The following is a 23,583-nucleotide window of genomic DNA, read 5'->3' as shown; positions in this document are numbered from 1 at the left end:
CGCCGATGCCTAGGATTCGCAGCCGACGCCGTCTCCGTCGCGGTCGAGGTGTCGGCCGTAGCCGGGGTCGCCGACGCGGATGGGGGCCGCGCCCGCCGCCCTCACGGCGGTGCAGTTCCGGTACGAGACATTGCCGCCACCGCCGCTCCCGCCCGCCTCGTCGTCGGGCGCCGGGTCGGCCGTGGGGGCCGCGGTCGTGGGGGCGGGCGCCGGGGCGGCCGGCCTCGGGCGCAGGTCCGTGCCGGGCGTGGCGGGGCAGGCGGTGCCCGGCGCCACCAGGTGCACGACCGGAGCGGCGCTCTGCGCCACGAGCCTGCTGCCGGCCGTGACGTCCTGGAAGCAGACGAGCCAGGTCCCGTGGTCGGCGGGGAGGCTGACGTCGGCGTAGGCGCTCAGCGCCTTGAGTTCGCCGTCGATCAGTTCCTCCACCGTCTTCTCCGCCTGCGCGTAGGGCCAGCCGACGGCTGAGGGCATCTGCGGTTCGGCGCTCGGTGTGGGCGTCGGTGCCGGCGGCGGACTGCTGCTCGGGGCGGGAGAGGCGGAGGCCGCCGCCGGGGCCGGTGCCTTGCCCTCGGCCCCGGTCTCCTTCGGCGGGTCCGACAGCAGCGGTATCAGGAACCAGATGCCGGACAGCACGGTGGCGACGATCTTCTGCGTCCGCTCCCACTGGCTCGTCCAGGCGAGCGCGATCCCCGCGGGCGGAAGGACGACGAGCGCCGTGATGATCAGGGCGGGGTGCTGCCACCAGCGGCGCGGCGGCTTGGGCACGGGCATGGGCGCTGGGGCGTGGGCGTGCGGGGGCGGGTACATGGCGCTCCTGGAGGCTGAACACGGTGCGGGGCGCGCGAGCCTATCCAGAAGGTTGAAGATCGTACTTGTTTTCGCTCGAAATCCGTTGGCCCGAGGATGATCCGGCCGTCATGCTGAACCGCATGTTCCTTACGATCACCACCACCGGGACCGCCGAGAATCCGGCGACTGACCTGGGCTTTCTCCTGCACAAGCACCCGGACCGGGTGCGCGTGGAGAACCAGTCCCATGGCACCGCCCACGTGTTCTACCCCGAGGCCACGGCCCAGCGGTGCACGGCGGCCCTGCTGTTGGAGGTGGACCCCGTCGCGCTCGTCCGCCGCGGGAAGGGCAAGGGCCGGGGCGGGGCGCCCGACGCCGCGCTCGCGCAGTACGTCAACGACCGGCCGTACGCCGCCTCCTCGCTGCTGGCCGTCGCGCTCAGCGGAGTGTTCCGCACCGCCCTCAAGGGCCAGTGCGTCCTGCGCCCGGAGCTCCCGGAACAGGCGCGCCCGCTGCGCATCGAGATCCCCGTGCTCCCCGCACGCGGCGGCGCCGCGATGGTGCACCGGCTGTTCGACCCGCTCGGCTGGGACCTCGTACGGGCCGAGGCCCTGCCGCTCGACGAGCAGTTCCCCGAGTGGGGCGACTCCCGCTACGTGCGCCTCGTACTGGAGGGCGAGCTGCGCCTCGCCGACGCCCTGCGCCAGCTCTACGTGCTCCTGCCGGTCCTCGACGACGCCAAGCACTACTGGATCGCCGCCGACGAGGTCGACAAGCTGCTGCGCGCCGGAGACGGCTGGCTCGCCGCGCACCCCGAGAACGCGCTGATCAGCTCCCGCTACCTGGCCCGCCACAAGAGGCTCACCCAGGACGCCATCGAGCGCCTGGAGCTGGTCCGCCTCGCCGAGTCCGACGGCAGCGAGGTCGAGGAGATCGACAACGCCGTGGACGAGACGCGCGACACGCAGGAGCGGCCCGTACCGCTCGCCGCGCGCCGGCGCGAGGCCGTCCTCGCCGCCCTGCGCGCCGCCGGAGCCCAGCGCGTGCTGGACCTCGGGTGCGGACAGGGCCAGTTGGTGCAGGCGCTGCTGGGGGACCCGGCGTACACCGAGATCGTCGGCATGGACGTCTCCGTGCGCGCCCTGACCATCGCCGCCCGGCGGCTGCGGCTGGAGCGGATGGGCGAGCGGCAGAGGTCGCGCGTCACGCTGCTCCAGGGCTCGCTCGCCTACACCGACAAGCGGCTGGCCGGCTATGACGCGGCCGTGCTGAGCGAGGTCATCGAGCACCTGGACCTGGAGCGGCTGCCCGCCCTGGAGTACGCGGTGTTCGGCTCGGCCCGTCCCCGCACGGTCCTCGTCACCACCCCGAACGTCGAGTACAACGTCCGCTGGGAGACCCTGCCGGCCGGGCACGTCCGCCACGGCGACCACCGCTTCGAGTGGACCCGCGAGGAGTTCCGCGACTGGGCCGGCTCCGTCGCGGAGCGCTTCGGCTACACGGTCGCGTACGTCCCCGTGGGCGACGACGACCCCGAGGTCGGGCCGCCGACCCAGATGGCCGTCTTCACCCAGGAGGCGGTCGGCGACACCGACACCGCCACCGGCGCCACGGCCACCGGAACCACCACCACCGACTCCCCGAAGGAGGGCGAGGCAGCATGACCACCGAGACCAAGCGCAGACTTCCCGTCACCGACCTGTCCCTCGTCGTCCTGATCGGGGCCACCGGATCGGGCAAGTCCACCTTCGCCCGCAAGCACTTCAAGCCCACCGAGGTCATCTCCTCCGACTACTGCCGGGGCCTGGTCTGCGACGACGAGAACGACCAGAGCGTGAGCCGGGACGCCTTCGACGTCCTGCACTACATCGCCGGCAAGCGCCTCGCCGCCGGCCGCCTGACCGTCGTCGACGCGACCAGCGTGCAGGCCGACGCCCGCCGCCAGCTCGTCGCGCTCGCCCGCGAGCACGACGTGCTGCCCATCGCCATCGTCCTTGACATGCCCGAACAGGTCTGCGCCGAGCGCAACGCGGCCCGCCCCGACCGGGCCGGCCTGCCCCGCGCGGTCATCCAGCGGCACCGCCGCGACCTGCGCCGCTCCCTGCGCGGCCTGGAGCGCGAGGGCTTCCGCAAGGTGCACGTGCTGCGCTCCGTCGAGGAGGCCGAGGCCGCCGAGGTCGTCCTGGAGAAGCGGTTCAACGACCTCACCCACCTCACCGGCCCGTTCGACATCGTCGGTGACATCCACGGCTGTTCCTCCGAGCTGGAGACCCTGCTCGGCAAGCTCGGCTACGAGGACGGCGTCCACCCCGAGGGCCGCACGGCCGTCTTCGTCGGCGACCTCGTCGACCGCGGCCCCGACAGCCCGGGCGTCCTGCGCCGCGTGATGGGCATGGTCAAGTCCGGCAACGCCCTGTGCGTGCCCGGGAACCACGAGAACAAGCTCGGCCGTTACCTCAAGGGCTCCAAGGTCCAGCAGACCCACGGGCTCGCCGAGACGATCGAGCAGCTCTCCCACGAGCCGCAGGAGTTCGTCGAGGAGGTGCGGGAGTTCATCCGCGGCCTCGTCAGCCACTACGTCCTCGACGGCGGGAAGCTGGTGGTCTGCCACGCAGGCCTGCCCGAGAAGTACCACGGCCGCACCTCCGGCCGGGTCCGCTCGCACGCCCTCTACGGGGAGACCACCGGCGAGACGGACAAGTTCGGCCTGCCCGTGCGCTACCCGTGGGCCGAGGACTACCGCGGCAAGGCCGTCGTCGTCTACGGCCACACCCCCGTCCCGAACACCGCCTGGATCAACAACACCATCTGCCTCGACACCGGAGCCGTCTTCGGCGGCCGGATGACCGCCCTGCGCTGGCCCGAGCGCGAACTGGTCGACGTACCGGCCGAGAAGGTCTGGTACGAGCCGGTCAAGCCGCTCGTCACCGAGGTGCCAGGCGGGAATGACGGCCGCCCGCTCGACCTGGCCGACGTCCACGGGCGCCGCGTCGTGGAGACCCGGCACCTGGGCAACGTGGGCGTGCGCGAGGAGAACGCGGCCGCGGCCCTGGAGGTCATGAGCCGGTTCGCCGTGGACCCGAGGCTGGTCCCGTACCTGCCGCCGACCATGGCGCCGACCGCGACCTCCCGCGAGGACGGCTACCTGGAGCACCCGGCCGAGGCCTTCGCCCAGTACCGCAAGGACGGCATCGACCGGGTGGTGTGCGAGGAGAAGCACATGGGCTCCCGCGCCACCGTCCTGGTCTGCAAGGACGCCGACGCCGCCCGCGAGCGGTTCGGCGTGGACGGTCCGACCGGTTCCGTGTACACGCGCACCGGACGGCCCTTCTTCCGCGACGCCGAGGTCACCGAGGAGGTCCTGGCGCGGCTGCGCGCCGCGGTCACCGGCGCCGGGCTGTGGGAGGAGCTGGGCACGGACTGGGTGCTGCTCGACGGGGAACTCCTGCCCTGGTCGCTGAAGTCGGGCGGCCTGCTGCGCAACCAGTACGCCGCCGTGGGCGCCGCAGCGCGCGCCGTCTTCCCGGATGCCGTCGGCGCCCTGGAGGCGGCGACCGCCCGCGGCGTCGACACCGGAGCCCTGCTGGAGCGCCAGCGCGGCCGGGCCGGCGACGCGGCGGCCTTCACCGAGGCCTACCGCCGCTACTGCTGGAGCACCGACGGGCTGGAGGGCGTACGGTTCGCGCCGTTCCAGCTGCTGGCCGCGGCCGGGCGGTCGCTGGCCGCCGTACCCCACGACCAGCAGTTGGCCTGGCTGGACCGGCTGGTCGAGGCCGACGACCCGGGCACCCCGGGCGGCACCGGCCTGCTGCGCCGCACCGGCCGGATCCTGGTGGACACCGGGGACGAGGACTCCGTACGGGCCGGCACCGACTGGTGGCTGGAGCTGACGGCGGCCGGCGGCGAGGGCATGGTCGTCAAACCGCTCCAGGCCTACGCCCGGGACGGCAAGGGCCGGCTGGTCCAGCCCGGCGTGAAGGTGCGCGGACGGGAGTACCTGCGGATCATCTACGGCCCGGAGTACACGCGTCCGGAGCAGCTGGAGCGCCTGCGGGAGCGGTTCCTCGGGCACAAGCGCTCGCTCGCGCTGCGCGAGTACGCGCTCGGACTGGAGGCGCTGGACCGGCTGGCGGCCGACGAGCCGCTGTGGCGGGTCCACGAGCCGGTCTTCGCGGTCCTCGCGCTGGAGTCGGAGCCGGTCGACCCGCGGCTGTGACGGCGACGGCGCCGGCCGCGGCGCCGGCCGCGGCGTAAAGGCGGAGCCCCCGTACGGCCTCGAATTAGGTCGTATGGGGGAACTTTCGCGGAGAACTCCGGGAAAACCACCGGCGGGATCGTTCATCCAGAGCAGCGGAACGACCGTGACCCTGGAAGGACGGAACATCACCTATGAAGATGACCGCGCGCGGAAGCATTGCGGCGCTCTTGACCTGTATGGCCGCGGCCGGCGTGGCCACCCCGGCCGTGGCCGACGGGGTGCCGGTGGGTGTGCCGCTCGAAGGTGTGGAGACCACGACGGGCCTGGACGTGCCGCGGATCGCCACCGCGGTGCCGCTGCCGGTCGTCGGAGCGCCCGAGGCTCCCCGCATGCACAAGGGGGACATGCTCCCCACGCCGCTGCTCCCGGCGGTCCCGATCGCCACCGAGCTCGGCGAGACCCTGGTGACCTCCCCGCTGCCGAACCTGGCGGGCCGGCCGGAGACGGACGGCCAGGGCTCCCTGGAGTCGCCCGCCACCACCGTGCGCACCCGTACCCCGGGCGCGGTCCTGGGCTCCCCGCTCACGATGCCGGACGGGTCCAACTCCGGGCTGCCGAACCTGACCACGCCCAAGCTGGGCCTGCTCACGCCGGAGATCACGGGAGCGCCGGAAGCACTTCTCGGTGTGGCCCTGCCCCGCTGAGCCGACGCCACCTCAAAAGGCCGCCCGGTCTGCGAACGTGTACGGCATGGGATTCCATGTCGACTCCGAGACCGGGCGGCTTCGCCGCGTCATCCTCCACCGGCCCGACCTGGAGCTGAAGCGGCTCACACCCGGCAACAAGGACGCGCTCCTCTTCGACGACGTGCTGTGGGTGCGCAGGGCCCGTCAGGAGCACGACGGCTTCGCGGACGTGCTGCGGGACCGGGGCGTGGAGGTCCACCTCTTCGGGGACCTGCTGTGCGAGGTCCTCGGGATCCCGGAGGCCAGGCGCCTCGTACTGGACCGGGTGTTCGACGAGAAGGAGTACGGCCCGCTCGCCACCGACCACCTGCGGTCGGCCTTCGACGGACTGGCCTCGGCGGAGCTGGCGGAGGCGCTGGTCGGCGGGATGACCAAGCGGGAGTTCCTGGAGCGGCACACCGAGCCGGTGTCCGTGCGCTTCCACGCCCTGGACCTGGACGACTTCCTGCTGGGGCCGCTGCCCAACCACCTCTTCACCCGCGACACCTCCGCCTGGATCTACGACGGGGTGTCGATCAACGCGATGCGCTGGCCCGCCCGGCAGCGCGAGACCGTCCACTTCGAGGCGATCTACCGCCACCACCCGCTCTTCACCACCTCCGGCGCCTTCCACTACTGGTCGCAGGGGCAGGCGGACTACCCCTCGACGATCGAGGGCGGGGACGTCCTGGTCATCGGCAACGGCGCGGTGCTGATCGGGATGAGCGAGCGGACCACGCCGCAGGCGGTGGAGATGCTGGCGCGGGGCCTGTTCGCCGCCGGGTCGGCGACGTCCATCGTGGCCCTCGACATGCCGAAGCACCGGGCCTTCATGCACCTGGACACGGTGATGACGATGGTCGACGGAGATACGTTCACTCAGTACGCGGGGCTCGGCATGCTCCCCTCGTACACGATCGAGCCGGGCGACGGTGGCAACGAGCTGAAGGTGACCGACCATCCCGCGGAGCACATGCACCGGGCCATCGCCGCGGCGCTCTCGCTCGACTCGATCCGGGTGCTGACCGCCACCCAGGACGTGCACTCGGCGCAGCGCGAGCAGTGGGACGACGGGTGCAACGTGCTCGCCGTCGAGCCGGGGGTGGTCGTCGCCTACGAGCGGAACGTGACCACCAACACGCACCTGCGCAAGCAGGGCATCGAGGTGATCGAGATCCCGGGCAGCGAGCTGGGGCGGGGCCGGGGCGGGCCGCGCTGCATGAGCTGTCCGGTGGAGCGGGACGCCGTCTGAGCAGGCAGACCTGCGGCCGGTCCGGGAGACGTCACACCGCCACTCTGTATATCAATACAGAGTATCGTATAGACTTCCAGCATCCCCTGTCACCGTGACGCTGGAGCGACCCCATGGCCCCCGACCTCAAAGGCCGCAGTTTTCTCAAGGAGCTGGACTTCACGGCCGCCGAGTTCCGCGGCCTGGTCGAGCTCGCCGCCGATCTGAAGGCGGCCAAGAAGGCCGGGGTCGAGCAGCGTCTGCTCCGGGGCCGGAACATCGCGCTGATCTTCGAGAAGACCTCGACGCGCACCCGCTGCGCCTTCGAGGTCGCCGCCGCGGACCAGGGTGCCCACACCGTCTACCTCGACCCGGCCGGCTCCCAGATGGGGCACAAGGAGTCGGTGCGGGACACCGCCCGGGTGCTGGGCCGGATGTTCGACGGGATCGAGTACCGGGGCGACAGCCAGGAGGCCGTCGAGGAGCTCGCCGCGCACTCCGGCGTGCCGGTCTTCAACGGCCTGACCGACGACTGGCACCCCACCCAGATGCTGGCCGACGTCCTCACGATGACCGAGCACAGCACCGAGCCGCTGCACCGGATCGCCTTCGCGTACCTCGGCGACGCCCGCTTCAACATGGGCAATTCCTACCTCGTGACCGGCGCCCTGCTGGGCATGGACGTGCGGATCGTCGCGCCCAGGAGCTACTGGCCCGCCGAGCACGTGGTGGCCGAGGCGCGCAGGCTCGCGGCGGACAGCGGCGCGCGCATCACCTTGACCGAGGAGGTCGCCGAGGGCGTCGCCCAGGCCGACTTCGTGGTCACCGACGTCTGGGTGTCCATGGGGGAGCCCAAGGACGTCTGGGACGAGCGGATCGCGGCACTGTCGCCGTACGCCGTCACCATGGACGTGCTGCGGGCCACCGGGAACCCGGACGTGAAGTTCATGCACTGCCTGCCGGCCTTCCACGACCTGGGCACCAAGGTGGCCCGGGAGATCCACGAGCGGCACGGGCTCGACTCGCTGGAGGTGACGGACGAGGTGTTCGAGTCGGAGCACTCCGTCGTCTTCGACGAGGCCGAGAACCGGCTGCACACCATCAAGGCCGTACTCGTCGCCACGCTCGGCCGTCCCGGCCCGGGGGACGCGTAGCCGTACGAGGGGCCTCAGGCGTCGGCCGGCAGGAGCCGCCGCGAGGGCAGGGTGAACCAGACCGCCTTGCCGTGCGGCGTGCGGCGGTGGCCGCAGGTGGAGCTCAGCGTCCGGATGAGCAGCAGTCCGCGGCCGTGCTCCTGCCAGGGGTCGGGGCGGGCGTCGTCCGGGCCGGCCGACAGCTCGCCGAGCGGCTGCGGGTCGCCGTCGTGGACCTCGACCTGGCAGCCGTTCGCCAGGAGCTCCACGACGAGCTCGATCGGGTCGCGGGCGGGGGTGTGCTCGACGGCGTTGGCGACCAGCTCCGCGGTCAGCAGCTCCGCCGTGTCGCTGTCGGCGGGCGCGTCGGCGTCGGCCAGCGCCGTGCGGACGAGGGCGCGGGCGAGGGGTACAGCGGCCGCCGAGTGGGGCAGGGTGATCCGCCAGGCGGGGTTTTCGGGCACTGCGGGATCTTCCTCTCCGTGATGGGCCGCATCGCGCCGGGGAGCCGGGCCGGGGACTCGCACGAGGGGTCCGTACCGGCCGGCTCGCGCCGGGGGGTGCGTGAGGGAAATGGGGTGTCCGGGCATGGGGGGAACTACCTCTTTCAACGATACGGAGTCGAAATTCGATCCCGTAGGGCACCCTGCCGCCGGCGGGGGGACCGAGGTCCCGCCTCTCGCGTTTCTCTGACGGTAGTCACGATCTGGTGATAACGTCGGTCGTGTGAGCCCCTTCACCGGTTCCACACCAGCGACCGAACGGTGGCACCACCTCCGGGTCACCCGGCAGGACGGCGTCGCCACCGTCACCTTCGACCGCCCCGAGAAGATCAACGCGCTCACCTTCGGCGCCTACGCCGACCTGCGCGATCTCCTCGCCGAACTGTCCCGCGAGCGTTCCGTGCGCGCCCTCGTCCTGGGCGGCGAGGGCCGCGGCTTCTGCTCCGGCGGAGACGTCGACGAGATCATCGGCGCCACCCTCGCCATGGACACCGCGCAGCTCCTCGACTTCAACCGGATGACCGGCCAGGTCGTCCGCGCGATCCGCGAATGCCCCTTCCCCGTGATCGCCGCCGTGCACGGGGTGGCCGCCGGCGCCGGCGCCGTCCTCGCGCTCGCCGCCGACTTCCGGATCGCCGACCCCACCGCACGCTTCGCCTTCCTCTTCACCCGCGTCGGCCTCTCCGGCGGCGACATGGGCGCCGCCTACCTGCTGCCCCGCGTCGTAGGCCTCGGCCACGCCACCCGCCTGCTGATGCTCGGCGAGCCCGTCCACGCACCCGAGGCCGAGCGGATCGGGCTGCTCAGCGAGCTCACCGAAGAGGGCAAGGCCCACGTACGGGCCGCCGAACTCGCCGCCCGCCTCGCCGCGGGCCCCTCCCTCGCCCACGCACAGACCAAGGCGCTGCTCACCGCGGAACTCGACATGCCGCTGGCCGCGTCCGTCGAGCTGGACGCGGCCACCCAGGCCCTGCTCATGAACGGCCAGGACTACGCGGAGTTCCACGCGGCCTTCACCGGGAAGCGGCCGCCGGAGTGGAAGGGCAGGTAGCGCCATGCCCCTCGGCAGCGCATTGCGGGTCGCCGTCGTCGGAGGCGGACCGGGAGGGCTGTACTCCGCCGCACTGCTGGCCCGCCGGGGCCACACCGTGGAGGTGTGGGAACGCAACGCCCCGGACGACACCTTCGGATTCGGCGTCGTGCTCTCCGACGAGACCCTCGGCGGCATCGAACGGGCCGACACCGTCGTCCACGCCGCCCTGAGCGCGGAGTTCGTACGCTGGGACGACGTCGACGTCGTGCACCGGGGGCGGCTGCTCACCTCCGGCGGTCACGGCTTCGCCGCCATCGGACGGCGCCGGCTGCTGGAGATCCTGCACGAGCGCTGCGCCGGACTCGGAGTCCGGCTCCGCTTCCGCGCCGAGGCCCCGGACACTGCCGAGCTGCGCGCCTCCCACGACCTGGTGGTCGCCGCGGACGGCGTGCACAGCGCCATCCGCGAGGCCGACGCCGCGCACTACGGGCCCACCCTCACCGCGGGCCGCTGCCGCTACATCTGGCTCGCCGCCGACTTCGCCTTCGAGGCCTTCCGCTTCGAGATCGCGGAGACCGAGCACGGAGTCATGCAACTGCACGCCTACCCGTACGCTGCCGACGCCTCCACCGTCATCGTGGAGATGCACGAGGAGGTCTGGCGGGCGGCGGGCCTCGACCTCTGCGACGAGGACGAATCGGCGGCCCGCTGCGCCAAGACCTTCAGCGAGGCCCTCCGCGGCCGGCCGCTGCACGGCAACCGCTCCGCCTGGACGCAGTTCCGCACCGTCGTCAACGAGCACTGGTCCCACGGCAACGTGGCGCTCGTCGGTGACGCCGCGCACACCGCCCACTTCTCCATCGGCTCCGGGACCAAACTCGCGGTCGAGGACGCCCTCGCCCTCGCCGAAGCGGTGGACGCCGCCGAAGGGGACGTACCGGCCGCCCTCGCCGCGTACGAGGCGGCCCGCCGCCCCGCCGTCGCCAGCACCCAGCGCGCCGCGGCCGCCAGCAGCCGCTGGTTCGAAGAGCTCGCCGGATACGTCGACCAGCCCGCCCGGCAGTTCGCCTTCAACCTCCTCACCCGCAGCCGCCGCGTCACGCACGACAACCTGCGGCTGCGCGACGAGCGGTTCACCCGCGCCGTGGAACGGGACTTCGGCTGCCCGGACGAGACCACCCCGCCCATGTTCACCCCCCTCACCCTGCGCGGCCTGACCCTGCGCAACCGGGTCGTCGTCTCGCCCATGGACATGTACTCGGCCGAAGAAGGCGTGCCCGGCGACTTCCACCTCGTCCACCTCGGCGCACGGGCCCTCGGCGGAGCCGGCCTGGTGATGACCGAGATGGTCTGCGTCAGCGCAGAGGGCCGCATCACCCCCGGCTGCGCCGGCCTCTACACCCAGGAGCAGGCCGACGCCTGGCGGCGCATCGCCGACTTCGTCCACGCCTCGGCACCCGGCGCCGCACTCGGCGTCCAGCTCGGCCACGCCGGCCGCAAGGGCTCGACCAAGGTCATGTGGGAGGGCATGGACGACCCCCTCCCGCACGGCAACTGGCCGCTGGTCGCCGCCTCCGCACTGCCCTACCGGCCGGGCGTCTCCGCGTTCCCGCGCGCCCTGGAACGGGCGGACCTGGCCGCACTGCGCTCCGACTTCGCGGCGGCCGCGGTACGCGCCGCCGACAGCGGATTCGACCTGCTCGAACTGCACTGCGCCCACGGCTACCTGCTCTCCGGCTTCCTCTCGCCGCTGACCAACCACCGCGACGACGCCTACGGAGGCTCCCTGGAGAACCGCCTGCGCTTCCCGCTGGAGGTCTTCGACGCCGTCCGCGCGGTCTGGCCCGAGGAACGCCCCATGACCGTGCGCCTGTCGGCCACCGACTGGGCGCCCGGCGGCACCTCGCCCGAAGAGGCGGTGGAGATCGCCGCCGCGTTCGCCGCCCACGGCGCCGACGCCATCGACGTCTCCACCGGCCAGGTCGTCGCGGACGAGGCCCCCGAGTACGGGCGCTCGTACCAGACCCCGTACGCGGACCGGATCCGCAACGCGCTCGGCGTCCCAGTCATCGCCGTCGGAGCCATCTCCTCCTGGGACGACGTCAACTCCCTGCTGCTGGCCGGCCGGGCGGACCTGTGCGCCCTCGGCCGCCCCCACCTCTACGACCCCCACTGGACCCTGCACGCGGCCGCCGACCAGTCCTACGAAGGCCCGGCAGCCCCCTGGCCCGCCCCCTACCGCGCCGGCAGCCGCAAACCCCCGACGGGCCGCGGCTGACGCTCCGACCGCGGGCCCGTTCAGGCCCGGACGATCCGGGCCCGGTCCTCCACCGGCCGGTACCCCAGCCGCAGGTAGACGCCGTTGCTCGTCGGGTTGGCCAGGTCGGTGAAGAGGACGACCTCCGCGGCGCCTGCCGCGTACGCCGCCTCGCTCGCCGCGTGCGTGACCCCGGCGGCGTACCCGCGGCCCCGGAGCCCGGGCGGGGTGTAGACGGGACCGATGCGGGAAGCGGAGCCGATCGGACGGGAGAAGGCGGCCAGCGAGACGCCGGCGCCGCCGTCCTCCCACACCAGGAAGCCCCCGTACGAGAGCCGGTCGCGCACCTGAGCCTCGGACGGGCCGGCCGGGATCTCCACCTCCGCGTGGAACGCCTCCAGCCATCCGACCAGCAGCGGCAGGTCTGCCTCGGTGGCGACCCGCGCCCGGCCGGTGGGGGCGGGCTGCGGGGCGACCAGTCCGGCCAGCCGGTACAGCCGGTGCTCCTCGGCGACGACCGTGGGCCGGCCCCAGGCCAGGGCCAGCGCCTCCGCGTCCGGGCGGCGGGCGTTGATCGCCCGGAGCCCGGCCAGCAGCGGCTCGGTGGTGAGCGCGTCGGCCAGCGCGCCGACCGCTTCCCCGGGCAGCGCGCCGAGCTGCAGCGGGTGCGGCGGGGTGCACACCAGGGCGCCGGAAACGGCACCGTCGGGACCGGTCCACCAGCCGAAGACGGGGGCCTCGGGGCCGAAGGCGTGGAGCCCGCGCCGTTCCAGCGCGTCGGCCACGCTCAGCAGCAGGGTGTTGGGGACGGGCCGCGCGGCCACGGCCGGGCCCGCCGCGGCCCGGTAGGCGGCCAGATCGGAAGTGAAGGTCCAGGTCATGGCTCATCCTGCCGCGGCGGCGTCACCACCCGCACCGTCATTTCACGCGGGCAGCCGACCCGGCCACCACGGCGGCACGTCGTCCGGCGTGACGCGCACCCCGCGGCCTACAGTTCCACGAACTCCGCCCCGATGTCCCGCAGCCGGGAGTGGAGTTCGGCGAAGACCGCCGCGGACCGGTCGCCCGGCCAGCCCGCCGGGAGCAGCTCGCGCGGCAGGCCCGGGTCGGCGTACGGCAGGCGGCGCCAGCTGTCCAGCGCGAGGAGGTAGCCGCAGTAGGCCTCCTCCGGCGTCGGCCGGGGGCCCGACTGCAGGGCGCGCAGGGCCGGCTCGTGCAGATCGAGGAACTCCTCGTGCTGCTTGGCCAGCGCGGCCAGGTCCCACCAGCGGGCCACCGCCTCGGCACCCGGCGCGAAGCCGAGATGGCTGCCGCGGAACAGCTCCACGTACGGCGTCAGGTGCAGCCGCTCCAGCGTGTGCGCGGTCTCCTCCGCGAGCCGGGCCGGGGCGATCCACACCCCCGGCGCCACCGCGCCGAAGCCGAGGCCGGCCAGCCGGGAGCGCAGCAGGTGCCGCTTGGCCCGCTCCTGCTCGGGCACGGAGAACACCGCCACCAGCCATTCGTCCGACGACTGCGGGCCGCCGTAGATGCGGCGGTCGCCGTCGTCGAGGAGCCGGCGCGCCTCGCCGGAGAGCTCGTACGCCGCCGCGCCGTCCGCGGCGCGCGCGGGCAGCAGGAAGCCGCGCCGCTTCAGCCGGGACACCGACGAGCGGACCGACGGGGCGTCGACCCCGGCTGCGCCCAGCAGGCGGACCAGCGCGGACACCGGGACCGGGCCCTCGAAGGCCCGCCCGTAGGCTCCGTAGAACGTGACGATCAGGGATCGCGGAGTGTGCTGCTCGACCACGGCTTCACTCTAGGCCGTCGGACCGGCCGGGCCCCGCTCCTTGATCGCGCAGTCGGAAGCGCTGGAGCTTGCCCGTGGCGGTCCGCGGCAGCGCCGGCAGGAAGACGAAGGAGCGCGGGCACTTGTGCGGGGCCAGTTCCGCCCGCATGAAGGTGCGCAGGGCGTCCTCCGTCAGGACCGCCCCCTCGCGGGGGACGGTGTAGGCCACGACGACCTGCCCGCGTCGCTCGTCCGGGCGGCCCACCACCGCCGCCTCCACCACGTCCGGGTGGCGCAGCAGGGCCTCCTCCACCTCCGGGCCCGCGATGTTGTAGCCCGCCGAGACGATCATGTCGTCGGCCCGGGCGACGTAGCGGAAGTAGCCGTCCGGGTCGCGCACGTAGGTGTCGCCGGTCAGGTTCCAGCCGTCCCGCACGTACTCCGCCTGCCGGGGATCGGCCAGGTAGCGGCAGCCCACCGGGCCGCGCACGGCCAGCAGCCCCGGCTCGCCGTCCGGGACCGGCCGTCCGGCCCGGTCCACGACGCGGGCCTGCCAGCCCGGCACCACCCGGCCGGTCGTGCCGGGGCGGATGTCCTCGTCGGCGGCGGAGATGAAGATGTGCAGCAGCTCGGTCGCCCCGATGCCGTTGACGATGCGCAGGCCGGTGCGCTCGTACCAGGCCTGCCAGGTGGCGGCGGGCAGGTTCTCCCCGGCCGAGACGCAGCGGCGCAGTGCGGACAGGTCGTACATGCCCACGTCGTACGGGCCGAGGGCGTCCAGCATCGTCCGGTAGGCGGTGGGCGCGGTGAACAGTACCGTCACCCGGTGTTCGGCGAGCGCGGGCAGCAGCCGGCGCGGCACCGCGTCCTCCAGCAGCAGCGCGGACGCGCCGGCGCGCAGCGGGAAGACGACGAGCCCGCCCAGACCGAAGGTGAAGCCGAGCGGCGGGCTGCCCGCGAACACGTCGTCCGGGCGGGGCCGCAGTACGTGGCGGGAGAAGGTGTCGGCGACGGCCAGCAGGTCGCGGTGGAAGTGCATGCAGCCCTTGGGCCGCCCGGTGGTGCCGGAGGTGAAGGCGATCAGGGCGACGTCGTCGGCGGAGGTCCCGGCGGCGGGGAAGGGCTTGCCGTCGTGCGCCCCGGCCAGCCGGAGCAGGTCGTCCGGGCCGGCGCCGCCGTAGGCGGTGATGCGCAGTCCCGGCACCTCGGCCTTCACGAGGTCGTCCAGCACGTCCGCGTGGCACAGGGCATGCCGCACCCGGGCCATCTCGCACACCGTCGCCAGCTCCTGCGCACGCTGCTGCGGCAGGACGGTGACGGCCACCGCGCCCGCCTTCATGACCGCGAGCCAGCAGGCGGCGAGCCAGGGGCCGGTGGGGCCGCGCAGGAGCACCCGGTTGCCGGGGACGACGCCGAGGTCGGCGGTGAGCACGTGCGCGAGGCGGTCCACGCGGTCGCGCAGTCCGCCGTACGTCCACACCTCGCCGGAGCCGTCGCGGAAGGCCGGGCGGTCGGCGCCCTCGGGGCCGAACCGGGCGATGGTGGCGTCGAGCAGCTCGGAGCCGCAGTTCAGCCGGTCCGGATAGGCCAGTTCGGGCAGGTCGAAGAGGAGCTCCGGCCAGGCGTCCGCCGGTGGCAGACGGTCGCGGGCGAAGGTGTCGATGTGAGCGGAAGGCTTGAGGTCCAAGGCGGGTTCGCCCCCCTTGCAGCGGTCCGGAGTGGGGTGGGGCCGGCCGTGCGGTCGTTTCTCCCGGCGACCGCCGGGAGGTACTCCTTGGAGCGTATCGTGATGGTGACGGCAGTCAACAGGACGCGATAGATGCGGGGACATTCGGATGACCGGATTCGCGCTCGGGGTGGACCAGGAGGAGTGGTGCGGGCGGTTGCGCGCACTGTCGGCCGAACGGCTGAGGCCGCTGGCGGAGAAGGGGGAACCGGGCCGGGTCAACCGGCCGCTGCTGTTGGCGCTGGGTGAGTTGGGGCTGCTGGAGCGGGTGTTCGCCTCGGGCGCGCTGGAACTGTGCCTGTTGCGGGAGTCCCTGGCCTACGGGTGTACGGAGGCCGAGACCGCGCTGGCCCTCCAGGGGCTGGGGGCGTATCCGGTCCTGCGGGCGGGCAGCGAGGCGCAGAAGGAGCGGTGGCTGCCGCAGGTGCGGGCGGGGCGGGCCGTGGCCGCCTTCGCGCTGAGCGAGCCGGGGGCGGGCTCGGACGCGGCGGCGCTGGCGCTGGCCGCGGTCCCGGATGCCGGCGGGGGTGGCGGGTGGCGGCTCAGCGGCGAGAAGTGCTGGATCTCCAACGCCCCCGAGGCGGATTTCTACACCGTGTTCGCCCGTACGGGTGAAGGGCCGGGTGCGAAGGGGGTGTCGGCCTTCCTGGTCCCCGCGGACCGCGAGGGCCTCACCGGTGAGCCGCTGGACATGCTGTCCCCGCACCCCATCGGGTCCCTCCGCTTCGACGGGGTCCCGGTCGGACCGCGCGACCTGCTCGGTGAGCGGGGGCGGGGCTTCCGCGTCGCCATGGACACCCTGAACCTCTTCCGGCCCAGCGTCGGCGCGTTCGCGGTGGGCATGGCCCGGGCCGCACTGGACGCGACGCTCGCCCACACGGCAGGACGTACCGCGTTCGGCGGAACGCTGAGCGACCTCCAGGCGGTGGCGCACCGGGTGGCCGAGATGGCCACCCGCACCGAGGCGGCCCGGCTGCTCGTGTACGCGGCGGCCGGGGCCTACGACCGGGGGGCGGCGGACGTGCCGCGGCGCGCGGCGATGGCGAAGCTGCTGGCCACGGAGACGGCCCAGTACGTGGTGGACCACGCGGTCCAACTGCACGGAGCGGTCGCCCTCCGGAGGGGCCACCTGCTGGAGCACCTCTACCGGGAGGTGCGGGCGCCGCGGATCTACGAGGGGGCGAGCGAGGTGCAGCGCACGATCATCGCGAAGGAGCTGTACGGGGCGTTGGAGGCCGGGCGATGAGCCTCCGGCGGATCAACCCGGCGGAGTTGTCGCCCGCGACGGGCTTCTCGCACGCGGTGGTGGCCACGGGCTCGCGGCTGGTGTTCCTGGCGGGGCAGACGGCACTGGACGGCGCGGGCAAGGTGGTGGGGGAGACCCTGCCGGAGCAGTTCGAGACGGCCCTGGCCAACCTGCTGTCGGCGCTGGCCGCGGCGGGCGGTGCGCCGGCGGACCTGGCCCGGGTGACGGTGTACGCGGTCGACGTGGCCGCGTACCGGATCCATGCGGCCGAACTGGGCCGCATCTGGCGGAGGCTGGCGGGCCGCGACTACCCGGCGATGGCCGTCATCGGCGCGGTCCGCCTCTGGGACGAGGCGGCGCTGGTGGAACTGGACGGTGTGGCGGTCCTCCCGTAACCCTTCGGCTCCCGTCGGGGTGGCCGGGTTTCCGCGGTGCGGGATGGTTCGGGTGGGGCGGTGCCGCTCGGCTCCCGCCGGGGTGGCCGGGTTTCCGCGGTGCGGCACCGGTGTGGTTCGGCTCCTGCCGGGGTTGCCGGGGTTGCCGGGTTTCCGCGGGGCGGGGTGGTTCGGGTGGGGCGGTGCCCCGCCGGAGTGTCTCCTCGGCTCGTCCCGTGCCGCTGGGCTCCCGCCGGGGTTGCGGGTTTCCGCGGGGCGGGAGCGTGTGGTGTGGGGCGGTGCCCCGCCGGAGTGTCTCCTCGGCTCGGCGCGTGCGGGCTGTCTCGGCTGTCGGGCGGGGGTTGCGCGCTCGTCCTGCGGGGACACTCCGCCGTGTCCCCACCCCACGCCTGTGCTCCGCCCGAAGGAGACCGGGCTTCCCGGAACCGGGCTTGTACTGCTGGAGCGGGGACGGTGAGGGTGTCCCCGCAGGACGAGGCGCGACCACCGGGTCACAGCCGAGACATCCCCGCACGCGCCGAGCCGAGGAGATACCCCTCGGCGGCACCGCGACCGGCCCCCACCGAGCCCGAATCCCGCCCGGCTCCCCGCGAGGGGTGCGGGCACCGGGCCCGGATCCCGCCCGGCCCCCCGCGAGGGGAACCGCACGGGGTCTGGATCCCGCCCAGCCCCCCCCGCGAGGGGTGCGGGGCCGGCCCGGATCCTGCCTGGCTCCCCGCGAGGGGCCCGGCTAGGGGTGCGGCCGGGCCATCGATGTGATCGTCAGCGGGCCCAGCCGGGTTTCGCGCAGGGGGGTGTAGCCGAAGTGGCGGTACAGGGGGACGTTCGACGGGTCCGCTGTCGTCAGGTAGTTGCCGTGGGCGGTGGTCAGGACGTGGTCCAGGAGGGCGCGGCCGGCCCCGTGGCCGGTCAGGTCCGGGTGGACCCCGATGAACTCCAGCGTCCCGGCCCCCGGCGGTGCGCCGCCCTCGGTGGCGCGCAGGTACCGCAGCGTCCGGCCGAGCGCGCGGGGCCCGCAGCGCAGTACGGTACGGGCCGCCCAGCCGGCCTGGGCGACGGTCGACGGGGCCGCGCCCGGAGGGGTGAGGACGGCCACCGCGAGGAGGCGGCCGTCCGGATCCACGAGCGCGGCCCGCCGGGCACCCGCACCGGCGAGGCGGGCGTGGGTGCGCAGGGTGCTGCGGAACCAGTGGGTGCGCGCGGAGGCCGAGTCGCCGCAGATCCAGGAGACGGTGGGCTCCCGGGCGAACGCGGCGGCGAGCAGGTCGGCGCAGGCGACCGGATCGGGGTCGGTGACGATCCGCCAGGAAGCCTCAGGCATCGCGCCGCTCCTCCAGCGGGGCCTCCGGTACGAGGTGGCAGACCAGCAGCTTGAGGAAGAACAGCGGTGCGAACCAGGTGAGTGCGGTCGCCACCGGCAGCCAGAACAGGTTGACCAGGACGGCAGCCATCAACACGGCCATCGCCACCGGCCGCCGCAGCCGGACGGGCGCGAACTCCACCGCCACCGCCCCGCCGAGGAGCAGCGCGGCGTTGCCCAGCGTCCAGTCGAGGTCGCCGTCCAGGACGAAGAGCCCCATCGCGGCGAGGTGGACCAGGTGCGCGGAGACGAACAGCAGCCGTGCGCGCCGGGCCGCGGGGTCGGCCCGGTGGTACCAGCGCTTGGCGGCGTTGGTGGCGTTGGTCAGCACCCCGCCGATCAGGTCGAGTCCGGCCAGGGCGACCACGACGAGTTGGGCCGTGGACCAGTCGCGCGCCGCCCCCGAGTTCCACACTCCGGCGGCCAGGAGCAGCGCGCATCCGAGGAGGCCGACGGTTTCCACCGCGTTCTCGGAGCGGGACTTCCCCGGGCCCATGAACCGTTCCAGGCGTCCGGCGAGGCCGGGCGGGGTGGCCGGTATCTCCCAGGAGATCCGCAGGTCAGAGCGCATGGTCGGGCTCCTGTCCGGTCGGCGCCGCGCCCCACAGGCCGCGCAGCAGGGTCCACAGCTGCCCCGACGGACCACCCGGGTCGGGGGCGGTCGCCCTACGGGCCAGCGCCCAGGCGTCGGCGGCGCGGATGACCGCCGCGGTCGCCGCGACCATCAGCGAGGGATCCACGTCGGTACGGATCAGCCCGAGCCGGCGGCCGTCGGCGACCAGGGCGCCGAACCAGTCGAGCCAAGGGCCGCCGGAGGCACGGCCGATGGCTGCGTCGGCGAGGGCCAGGTCCTCGGGGTGGCCGCCCAGGTGGGCGCCGAGGGCGGTGGCGCCCGCGGCGAACCGGGACTCGAAGTCGCCCTCGTCGCGGGCCGGTTCCCAGGGCCCGAGGGCGTCGAGCAGACGGTCGAGGACCCCGTCGAGGACGGCGGTGAGCAGGTCCTCCCGGCCGTCGAAGTAGTGGTAGGCGGCGGTCTTGGAGACCCCGGCGGCCTCGATGATCTTGTTGTAGGAGGCGCCTTCGGCGCCGTGTTCGGCGAAGTGCCGCCGTGCGACTCCCAGGATGTGCTCCCGGCGCTCGGCAGGCAGGCGGTCGAAACGAGGCAGTGGCATGTACTTATGGTACGCGCCGGTGGGGTGTACTGCTAGTACACCCTACGGTCTCAGGCGCGGCCGGCCTCCAAGAGGCCGGCCATCCAGGCCTCGATGCCGGCGACCGTGCGCGGCAGCCCGCCCGACATCAGGCGGGCCCCGTCCGCAGTGATCACCAGGTCGTCCTCGATGCGGACGCCGATGCCCCGCAGTTCGGCCGGAAGGGTCTCGTCGTCGGGCTGGAGGTACAGGCCCGGTTCCACCGTCAGGACCTGGCCCTCCTCCAGGACCCCGTCCAGGTAGGTCTCCGCCCGCGCCTTCGCGCAGTCGTGCACGTCGAGGCCCAGCATGTGTCCGCTGCTGCACAGCGTGTACCGCCGGTGCAGGTCGCCCTCCGCGTTCTTCAGGACGCCCCATTCGGCCAGGCCTTCGGCGATCACCCGCATCCCGGCCCGGTGGAAGTCCCCGAAGCTCGCTCCCGGGCGCAGTGCCGCCATGCCGGCCTCCTGGGCGGCCAGCACCAGTTCGTAGACCTGCCGCTGGACGGGTGAGAAGCGGCCCGACAGCGGCAGGGTGCGGGTGATGTCCGCGGTGTAGAGGGTGTCCGTCTCCACGCCCGCGTCCAGGAGGAGCAGCTCGTTGCCGTTCAGCCGGCCGTCGTTGCGGATCCAGTGCAGGGTGCACGCGTGGGCGCCCGACGCGGCGATCGTCTCGTAGCCGGTGCCGTTGCCCTCGGCCCGGGCGCGCAGGCCGAAGACCCCCTCGATCCAGCGCTCCCCGCGCGGGTGCGCCAGCGCGCGCGGCAGGGCGCGTACGACGTCCTCGAAGCCCGCCGCCGTGTGGTCGACGGCCAGCTGGAGCTGCTCGACCTCCCAGGCGTCCTTGACGAGGCGCAACTCCGATAGGGCGGCGGCGAGTTCCGCGTCGGTGGCCGCGTGTCGGCCCTCCGGTGCGCCGAGGGAGTCCAGGTGCGCGCAGCGGATGCCGGTGAGGCGCTCCGCCTCCGCCAGGTCCGGGCGGCGGCCCACCCAGAACTCCCCGTACCGGCGGTCCCGGTAGAACTCCCCGCCCCCGTCCGCCCGCGGTGAGCGGGGGCGCAGGTACAGCACGGCCTCGTGGGCGTGCGGGCCCGACGGCTCCATGACCAGGACGTGCCCGGCCTGGTCCTCGCCGGTGAGGCCGGTCAGCCAGGCGTACGCGCTGTGCGGGCGGAACCGGTGGTCGCAGTCGTTGGAGCGGACCTTCAGCTCCCCGGCCGGGACGATCAGCCGCTCACCCGGGAAGCGGGCCGAAAGCCGCGCCCGGCGGGCCGGGGTGACGTCGTGAGCCGCGACCCGTGCGGAGGCGGGCAGCGGGGAGGCGGCCCAGTCGCCCGCCATGAACCGGGACAACTCCGGTGACACCGGACGGTCGTGGCTGCCCGTGTTGAGGCGGGCGGGGGAGTCGGTCACGGGGGCTCCTTCACGGAAGACGCGAACTGGTGGGCGCACAGGTCTTGTCAGTGCAATTTCACATTACTATGTTACAGCTCACACCGCGGCACGTTAATCCCCGTCAAACGCCGCGTGACGCAGGGCAGTTCACGCACCACCCCCCACCTCACCCTCTCCGAACAGGAGTTCTCGGTGCTCAAGCACAGAGCTGTGCGCTCTTCCCTCCTCGCCTCCGCCATAGCGGTGACCCTCGTCGCCACCGCGGCACAGGGCACCACGCAGGCCGCCGAGTCCGCGGCCCCCGCCGCGTCCGCCGGCGCCCAGGCCGCCCCGTCCGCCGGCGCGGCCCACGGCCCCACGGGGAACCCGTTCGACGAGGTCGACCGCTTCGCCGACGCGAAGGACAACGCTCCCGCCCCCGCCCCGGCCCCGGGCGGACTGAACCTCTCCGGCCAGGTCCCCGGCGCGGCCCCCGCCAGCGCGCCCGCCCAGGAGCTGGAGAAGCGGGGCGGGGCGGCCAAGTCCGCCCCGACCGCCAAGAGCGTCGCCGCGGGCGTTCCCTGCACCCTCGACGGGATCACGAACCTCACGCCCGAGCAGTTCGCCGACTTCCTCGCCGACCAGGCCGTCACGGCCGACGGCTGCCTGCGCGGCCTGATCTGGACCTGGGACGCCCGCCTGGCCCCGGTGATGTCGGACGCGCACGTGCAGGCCGTGTCCCGGCGGATATCCGCCCTGGCCGCCGCCCACGACGGCCGCAACTCCTCCCACCTGGAGGAGATGTTCACCTACCTGCACGCCGTCGCCTACCACGACTTCTCACGCGACGAGATCGACGTCACCGACGCCCCGACCACCGCCGCGATACGCAAGGCCATCGACGACTACGGCAACGCGGCGCGGACCTTCGACGTCACCCCCACCAACGCCCGCACCCTGCGCGAGGCCCTCTACGCCGCCGGCCCCGGCCTGCGCCAGCACCAGCTCGGCCTGGTGAAGAAGGTCCTCGCCACGATGGACCCGGCCCACCCGGCCACCCACCTCGACCCCGCCTGGGCGGGCGCCGTGCTCGCCGCGCTCTCCACCAACTACCTCGGCGTCTACCCGGGCAACCAGGACACCGCCTTCCACGCCGCCGTGGCCGCCGACCCCGCCTACCGCGCCGCCTTCAAGGCCTTCGGCACGTACACGCACCTCAAGGGCACGGGCAACGCCTGGGTGGTGCGCGACGCGCTCAGCGAGTACGCCCGCTTCGGCCAGGTCGGGGGCCTGCGCGACCAGGTCGTCGGCGACCTCGGCGCGATGCTAGGGCCCGTGAAGGCCGGCTTCGGCGACGGCAGCGAGCCGTGGGCCAAGGTCGTCTCCTGGCTCAACTTCTACGAGGCCTGCAAGCCGTACGGGGTGTGCAAGGAGGACATCGAGAAGCAGATCTTCCCCTACACCTACACCTACGACAACGGCGCCATCAAGGTCCGCACCGGCCTGGACCGGGCCACCGTCGACCAGCTCTACTACGCGAGCAAGCAGGTCAAGGCCCAGTACCACCGCGTCCTCGGGACCGACCAGCCGCTCGCGGGCGACCCCAACGCCACGCTGAACATCGTGCTCTACGGTTCGCGCGCCGACTACGTCAACTACCACCCGATCCTGACCGGCTACGACACCAACAACGGCGGCATCTACATCGAGAACGGCGCCACCTTCTACACCTACCAGCGCCGCGTCCCGCAGGACTCCTCCCTCACCCTCGAGGAGCTCTTCCGCCACGAGTACACGCACTACCTCAACGGCCGCTTCGCCGTCCCCGGCTTCTTCGGCCAGGGCCCCTGGTACGAGGGCGACCGCACGACCGCCATGGACGAGGGCACGGCCGAGTTCTTCGACGGAGCCACCCGCGACAACGGCATCGCCGTCCGCAAGTCCCTCGTGAAGAGCATCATCAGCGACACGGCCGGCGGCGGACCGCGCATGACCGTCGAGCAGCTGCTGAACGCCACCTACGAAGGCGACGGCTTCCGCTTCTACAGCTACGCCGGCACCTTCTTCGAGTTCCTGTGGACCGAGAAGCCCTCGCTGCTGCGCGAGATGTACACCCACCTGCGCGCCGACGACGTGGCGGCGTACGACGCCTGGCGCCACCGGCTGGGCGCGGACACCTACCTCCAGCGCGACTACGACCGCTTCCTGAACGCGCAGATCGCCAAGGTCGACCAGCTCTTCGTGCCGAACACCACCTTCACCCCGAACGAGCAGCTGCGTGACTCGGCGCTCGCCTCGGTGAAGTCGGCCTTCGCCACGGCCACCTACAACACCCCGGACTGCGTGGAGAACGGCGACCCCGGCAAGCGCCGCTTCACCTGTACGGGCCGGATCACGGCAAACCTGAAGAACTGGCGCAGCGACGACCAGAACTTCAAGGACATGTCGGAGACGGTCGACTACTTCATCCTCGACCGGGCGGGCGCCGCCTCCAACAACCTCGCCGACATGAACTGCTCCTTCGGCCCGCCGGAGATCTGGAGCAACAAGGTCGCGGCGACCTCGAATTACAGCTGTGAAGGACCGCTGCGCAGCTGACGGACACCCGGACCGGTCCTGCGCCTGAGGAGGGCGCAGGACCGGTCTGGGCAGG

At 73.3% G+C, this 23,583-nt stretch carries 19 protein-coding genes; 10 read left to right on the top strand and 9 right to left on the bottom strand.

The window, feature by feature from the left end; translation table 11 throughout:
* Window positions 1-9: 9 nt before the first annotated feature.
* Window positions 10-810 (bottom strand): excalibur calcium-binding domain-containing protein, encoded by an 801-nt coding sequence (locus tag OHA91_RS39860; RefSeq protein ID WP_408059159.1) that lies wholly within the window; start codon window positions 808-810, stop codon window positions 10-12.
* 122 nt (window positions 811-932) lie between these two features.
* On the opposite strand from OHA91_RS39860, the gene OHA91_RS10000 reads away from it, so the two are divergent.
* From OHA91_RS10000 to argF, 5 genes are all read left to right on the top strand, one after another.
* Entirely contained in the window at window positions 933-2,456 is a 1,524-nt protein-coding gene (locus OHA91_RS10000) for a 3' terminal RNA ribose 2'-O-methyltransferase Hen1 (RefSeq protein ID WP_328739084.1), read from the top strand.
* Complete coding sequence (locus OHA91_RS09995; RefSeq protein WP_328739083.1) at window positions 2,453-5,008, top strand: polynucleotide kinase-phosphatase; 2,556 nt, start codon at window positions 2,453-2,455, stop codon at window positions 5,006-5,008. Before OHA91_RS10000 ends, OHA91_RS09995 begins: the two co-directional genes overlap by 4 nt.
* A 179-nt stretch (window positions 5,009-5,187) precedes the next feature.
* Entirely contained in the window at window positions 5,188-5,694 is a 507-nt protein-coding gene (locus OHA91_RS09990) for a hypothetical protein (protein ID WP_266492571.1), read from the top strand.
* Window positions 5,695-5,740: 46 nt separating this feature from the next.
* Window positions 5,741-6,967: an arginine deiminase gene (locus OHA91_RS09985; RefSeq protein WP_031151041.1), complete on the top strand. Its 1,227-nt coding sequence runs from the start codon at window positions 5,741-5,743 to the stop codon at window positions 6,965-6,967.
* A gap of 113 nt (window positions 6,968-7,080) precedes the next feature.
* Window positions 7,081-8,100 carry an ornithine carbamoyltransferase gene (gene argF, locus OHA91_RS09980; RefSeq protein ID WP_031151043.1) on the top strand — a complete coding sequence of 340 codons (1,020 nt, stop codon included), beginning with the start codon at window positions 7,081-7,083 and terminating at the stop codon, window positions 8,098-8,100.
* A 14-nt stretch (window positions 8,101-8,114) separates the two neighbouring features.
* Here the strand turns inward: argF and OHA91_RS09975 are convergent, their stop codons facing one another.
* On the bottom strand, window positions 8,115-8,543 hold the full coding sequence (locus OHA91_RS09975; protein WP_031151045.1) for an ATP-binding protein: 429 nt from the start codon (window positions 8,541-8,543) through the stop codon (window positions 8,115-8,117).
* Between the two features lie 262 nt (window positions 8,544-8,805).
* Here OHA91_RS09975 and OHA91_RS09970 point away from each other — a divergent pair, with 262 nt between their 5' ends.
* Both OHA91_RS09970 and OHA91_RS09965 read left to right on the top strand, forming a co-directional pair.
* Complete coding sequence (locus OHA91_RS09970; protein WP_030965287.1) at window positions 8,806-9,633, top strand: enoyl-CoA hydratase family protein; 828 nt, start codon at window positions 8,806-8,808, stop codon at window positions 9,631-9,633.
* 4 nt (window positions 9,634-9,637) lie between these two features.
* On the top strand, window positions 9,638-11,893 hold the full coding sequence (locus OHA91_RS09965) for a bifunctional salicylyl-CoA 5-hydroxylase/oxidoreductase (RefSeq protein WP_266492581.1): 2,256 nt from the start codon (window positions 9,638-9,640) through the stop codon (window positions 11,891-11,893).
* Between the two features lie 20 nt (window positions 11,894-11,913).
* Here OHA91_RS09965 and OHA91_RS09960 read toward each other — a convergent pair whose 3' ends face one another.
* From OHA91_RS09960 to OHA91_RS09950, 3 genes are all read right to left on the bottom strand, one after another.
* Window positions 11,914-12,753 carry a GNAT family N-acetyltransferase gene (locus tag OHA91_RS09960; RefSeq protein ID WP_031151050.1) on the bottom strand — a complete coding sequence of 280 codons (840 nt, stop codon included), beginning with the start codon at window positions 12,751-12,753 and terminating at the stop codon, window positions 11,914-11,916.
* A 107-nt stretch (window positions 12,754-12,860) separates the two neighbouring features.
* A complete protein-coding gene (locus tag OHA91_RS09955; protein ID WP_031151052.1) occupies window positions 12,861-13,661 on the bottom strand; it encodes a PaaX family transcriptional regulator in 801 nt (266 codons plus the stop codon).
* 4 nt (window positions 13,662-13,665) lie between these two features.
* Window positions 13,666-15,327: an AMP-binding protein gene (locus OHA91_RS09950; protein WP_031151054.1), complete on the bottom strand. Its 1,662-nt coding sequence runs from the start codon at window positions 15,325-15,327 to the stop codon at window positions 13,666-13,668.
* Window positions 15,328-15,475: 148 nt separating this feature from the next.
* On the opposite strand from OHA91_RS09950, the gene OHA91_RS09945 reads away from it, so the two are divergent.
* Window positions 15,476-16,612: an acyl-CoA dehydrogenase family protein gene (locus OHA91_RS09945; RefSeq protein ID WP_031151056.1), complete on the top strand. Its 1,137-nt coding sequence runs from the start codon at window positions 15,476-15,478 to the stop codon at window positions 16,610-16,612.
* The gene (locus tag OHA91_RS09940) at window positions 16,609-17,007 is read left to right on the top strand and encodes a RidA family protein (RefSeq protein WP_031151058.1); all 399 of its coding nucleotides are present in this window, start codon (window positions 16,609-16,611) and stop codon (window positions 17,005-17,007) included. Before OHA91_RS09945 ends, OHA91_RS09940 begins: the two co-directional genes overlap by 4 nt.
* A gap of 730 nt (window positions 17,008-17,737) precedes the next feature.
* On the opposite strand, the gene OHA91_RS09935 is transcribed toward OHA91_RS09940, so the two are convergent.
* From OHA91_RS09935 to OHA91_RS09920, 4 genes are read right to left on the bottom strand one after another with little or no spacing between them, the layout of a single operon-like run.
* Window positions 17,738-18,328, bottom strand: a complete 591-nt coding sequence (locus OHA91_RS09935) for a GNAT family N-acetyltransferase (RefSeq protein WP_328739081.1) — start codon at window positions 18,326-18,328, stop codon at window positions 17,738-17,740.
* Window positions 18,321-18,938, bottom strand: a complete 618-nt coding sequence (locus tag OHA91_RS09930; RefSeq protein ID WP_031151062.1) for a hypothetical protein — start codon at window positions 18,936-18,938, stop codon at window positions 18,321-18,323. Before OHA91_RS09930 ends, OHA91_RS09935 begins: the two co-directional genes overlap by 8 nt.
* Window positions 18,928-19,539 (bottom strand): TetR/AcrR family transcriptional regulator, encoded by a 612-nt coding sequence (locus tag OHA91_RS09925; protein WP_051893174.1) that lies wholly within the window; start codon window positions 19,537-19,539, stop codon window positions 18,928-18,930. Before OHA91_RS09925 ends, OHA91_RS09930 begins: the two co-directional genes overlap by 11 nt.
* 50 nt (window positions 19,540-19,589) lie before the next feature.
* Complete coding sequence (locus OHA91_RS09920; protein WP_031151066.1) at window positions 19,590-20,969, bottom strand: aminopeptidase P family protein; 1,380 nt, start codon at window positions 20,967-20,969, stop codon at window positions 19,590-19,592.
* 174 nt (window positions 20,970-21,143) lie between these two features.
* Here OHA91_RS09920 and OHA91_RS09915 point away from each other — a divergent pair, with 174 nt between their 5' ends.
* Window positions 21,144-23,528 carry a collagenase gene (locus OHA91_RS09915; protein ID WP_328741110.1) on the top strand — a complete coding sequence of 795 codons (2,385 nt, stop codon included), beginning with the start codon at window positions 21,144-21,146 and terminating at the stop codon, window positions 23,526-23,528.
* The last annotated feature ends 55 nt before the right edge of the window (window positions 23,529-23,583 follow it).

The organism is Streptomyces erythrochromogenes, from assembly GCF_036170895.1.
GTDB classification, from domain to species: Bacteria; Actinomycetota; Actinomycetes; order Streptomycetales; family Streptomycetaceae; genus Streptomyces; species Streptomyces erythrochromogenes.
Note: the sequence above shows the minus strand (reverse complement) of the source record. Positions and strands in the feature narration are given on the sequence as shown.

Excerpts from the sequence above, each read along its gene's own strand:
- OHA91_RS09940 (WP_031151058.1), top strand. The coding sequence starts at position 16,609 with ATGAGCCTCCGGCGGATCAACCCGGCGGAGTTGTCGCCCGCGACGGGC.
- argF (WP_031151043.1), top strand. The coding sequence starts at position 7,081 with ATGGCCCCCGACCTCAAAGGCCGCAGTTTTCTCAAGGAGCTGGACTTC.
- OHA91_RS10000 (WP_328739084.1), top strand. The coding sequence starts at position 933 with ATGTTCCTTACGATCACCACCACCGGGACCGCCGAGAATCCGGCGACT.
- OHA91_RS39860 (WP_408059159.1), bottom strand. The coding sequence starts at position 810 with ATGTACCCGCCCCCGCACGCCCACGCCCCAGCGCCCATGCCCGTGCCC.
- OHA91_RS09945 (WP_031151056.1), top strand. The coding sequence starts at position 15,476 with ATGACCGGATTCGCGCTCGGGGTGGACCAGGAGGAGTGGTGCGGGCGG.
- OHA91_RS09995 (WP_328739083.1), top strand. The coding sequence starts at position 2,453 with ATGACCACCGAGACCAAGCGCAGACTTCCCGTCACCGACCTGTCCCTC.
- OHA91_RS09925 (WP_051893174.1), bottom strand. The coding sequence starts at position 19,539 with ATGCCACTGCCTCGTTTCGACCGCCTGCCTGCCGAGCGCCGGGAGCAC.
- OHA91_RS09990 (WP_266492571.1), top strand. The coding sequence starts at position 5,188 with ATGACCGCGCGCGGAAGCATTGCGGCGCTCTTGACCTGTATGGCCGCG.
- OHA91_RS09960 (WP_031151050.1), bottom strand. The coding sequence starts at position 12,753 with ATGACCTGGACCTTCACTTCCGATCTGGCCGCCTACCGGGCCGCGGCG.
- OHA91_RS09930 (WP_031151062.1), bottom strand. The coding sequence starts at position 18,938 with ATGCGCTCTGACCTGCGGATCTCCTGGGAGATACCGGCCACCCCGCCC.
- OHA91_RS09935 (WP_328739081.1), bottom strand. The coding sequence starts at position 18,328 with ATGCCTGAGGCTTCCTGGCGGATCGTCACCGACCCCGATCCGGTCGCC.
- OHA91_RS09985 (WP_031151041.1), top strand. The coding sequence starts at position 5,741 with ATGGGATTCCATGTCGACTCCGAGACCGGGCGGCTTCGCCGCGTCATC.
- OHA91_RS09965 (WP_266492581.1), top strand. The coding sequence starts at position 9,638 with ATGCCCCTCGGCAGCGCATTGCGGGTCGCCGTCGTCGGAGGCGGACCG.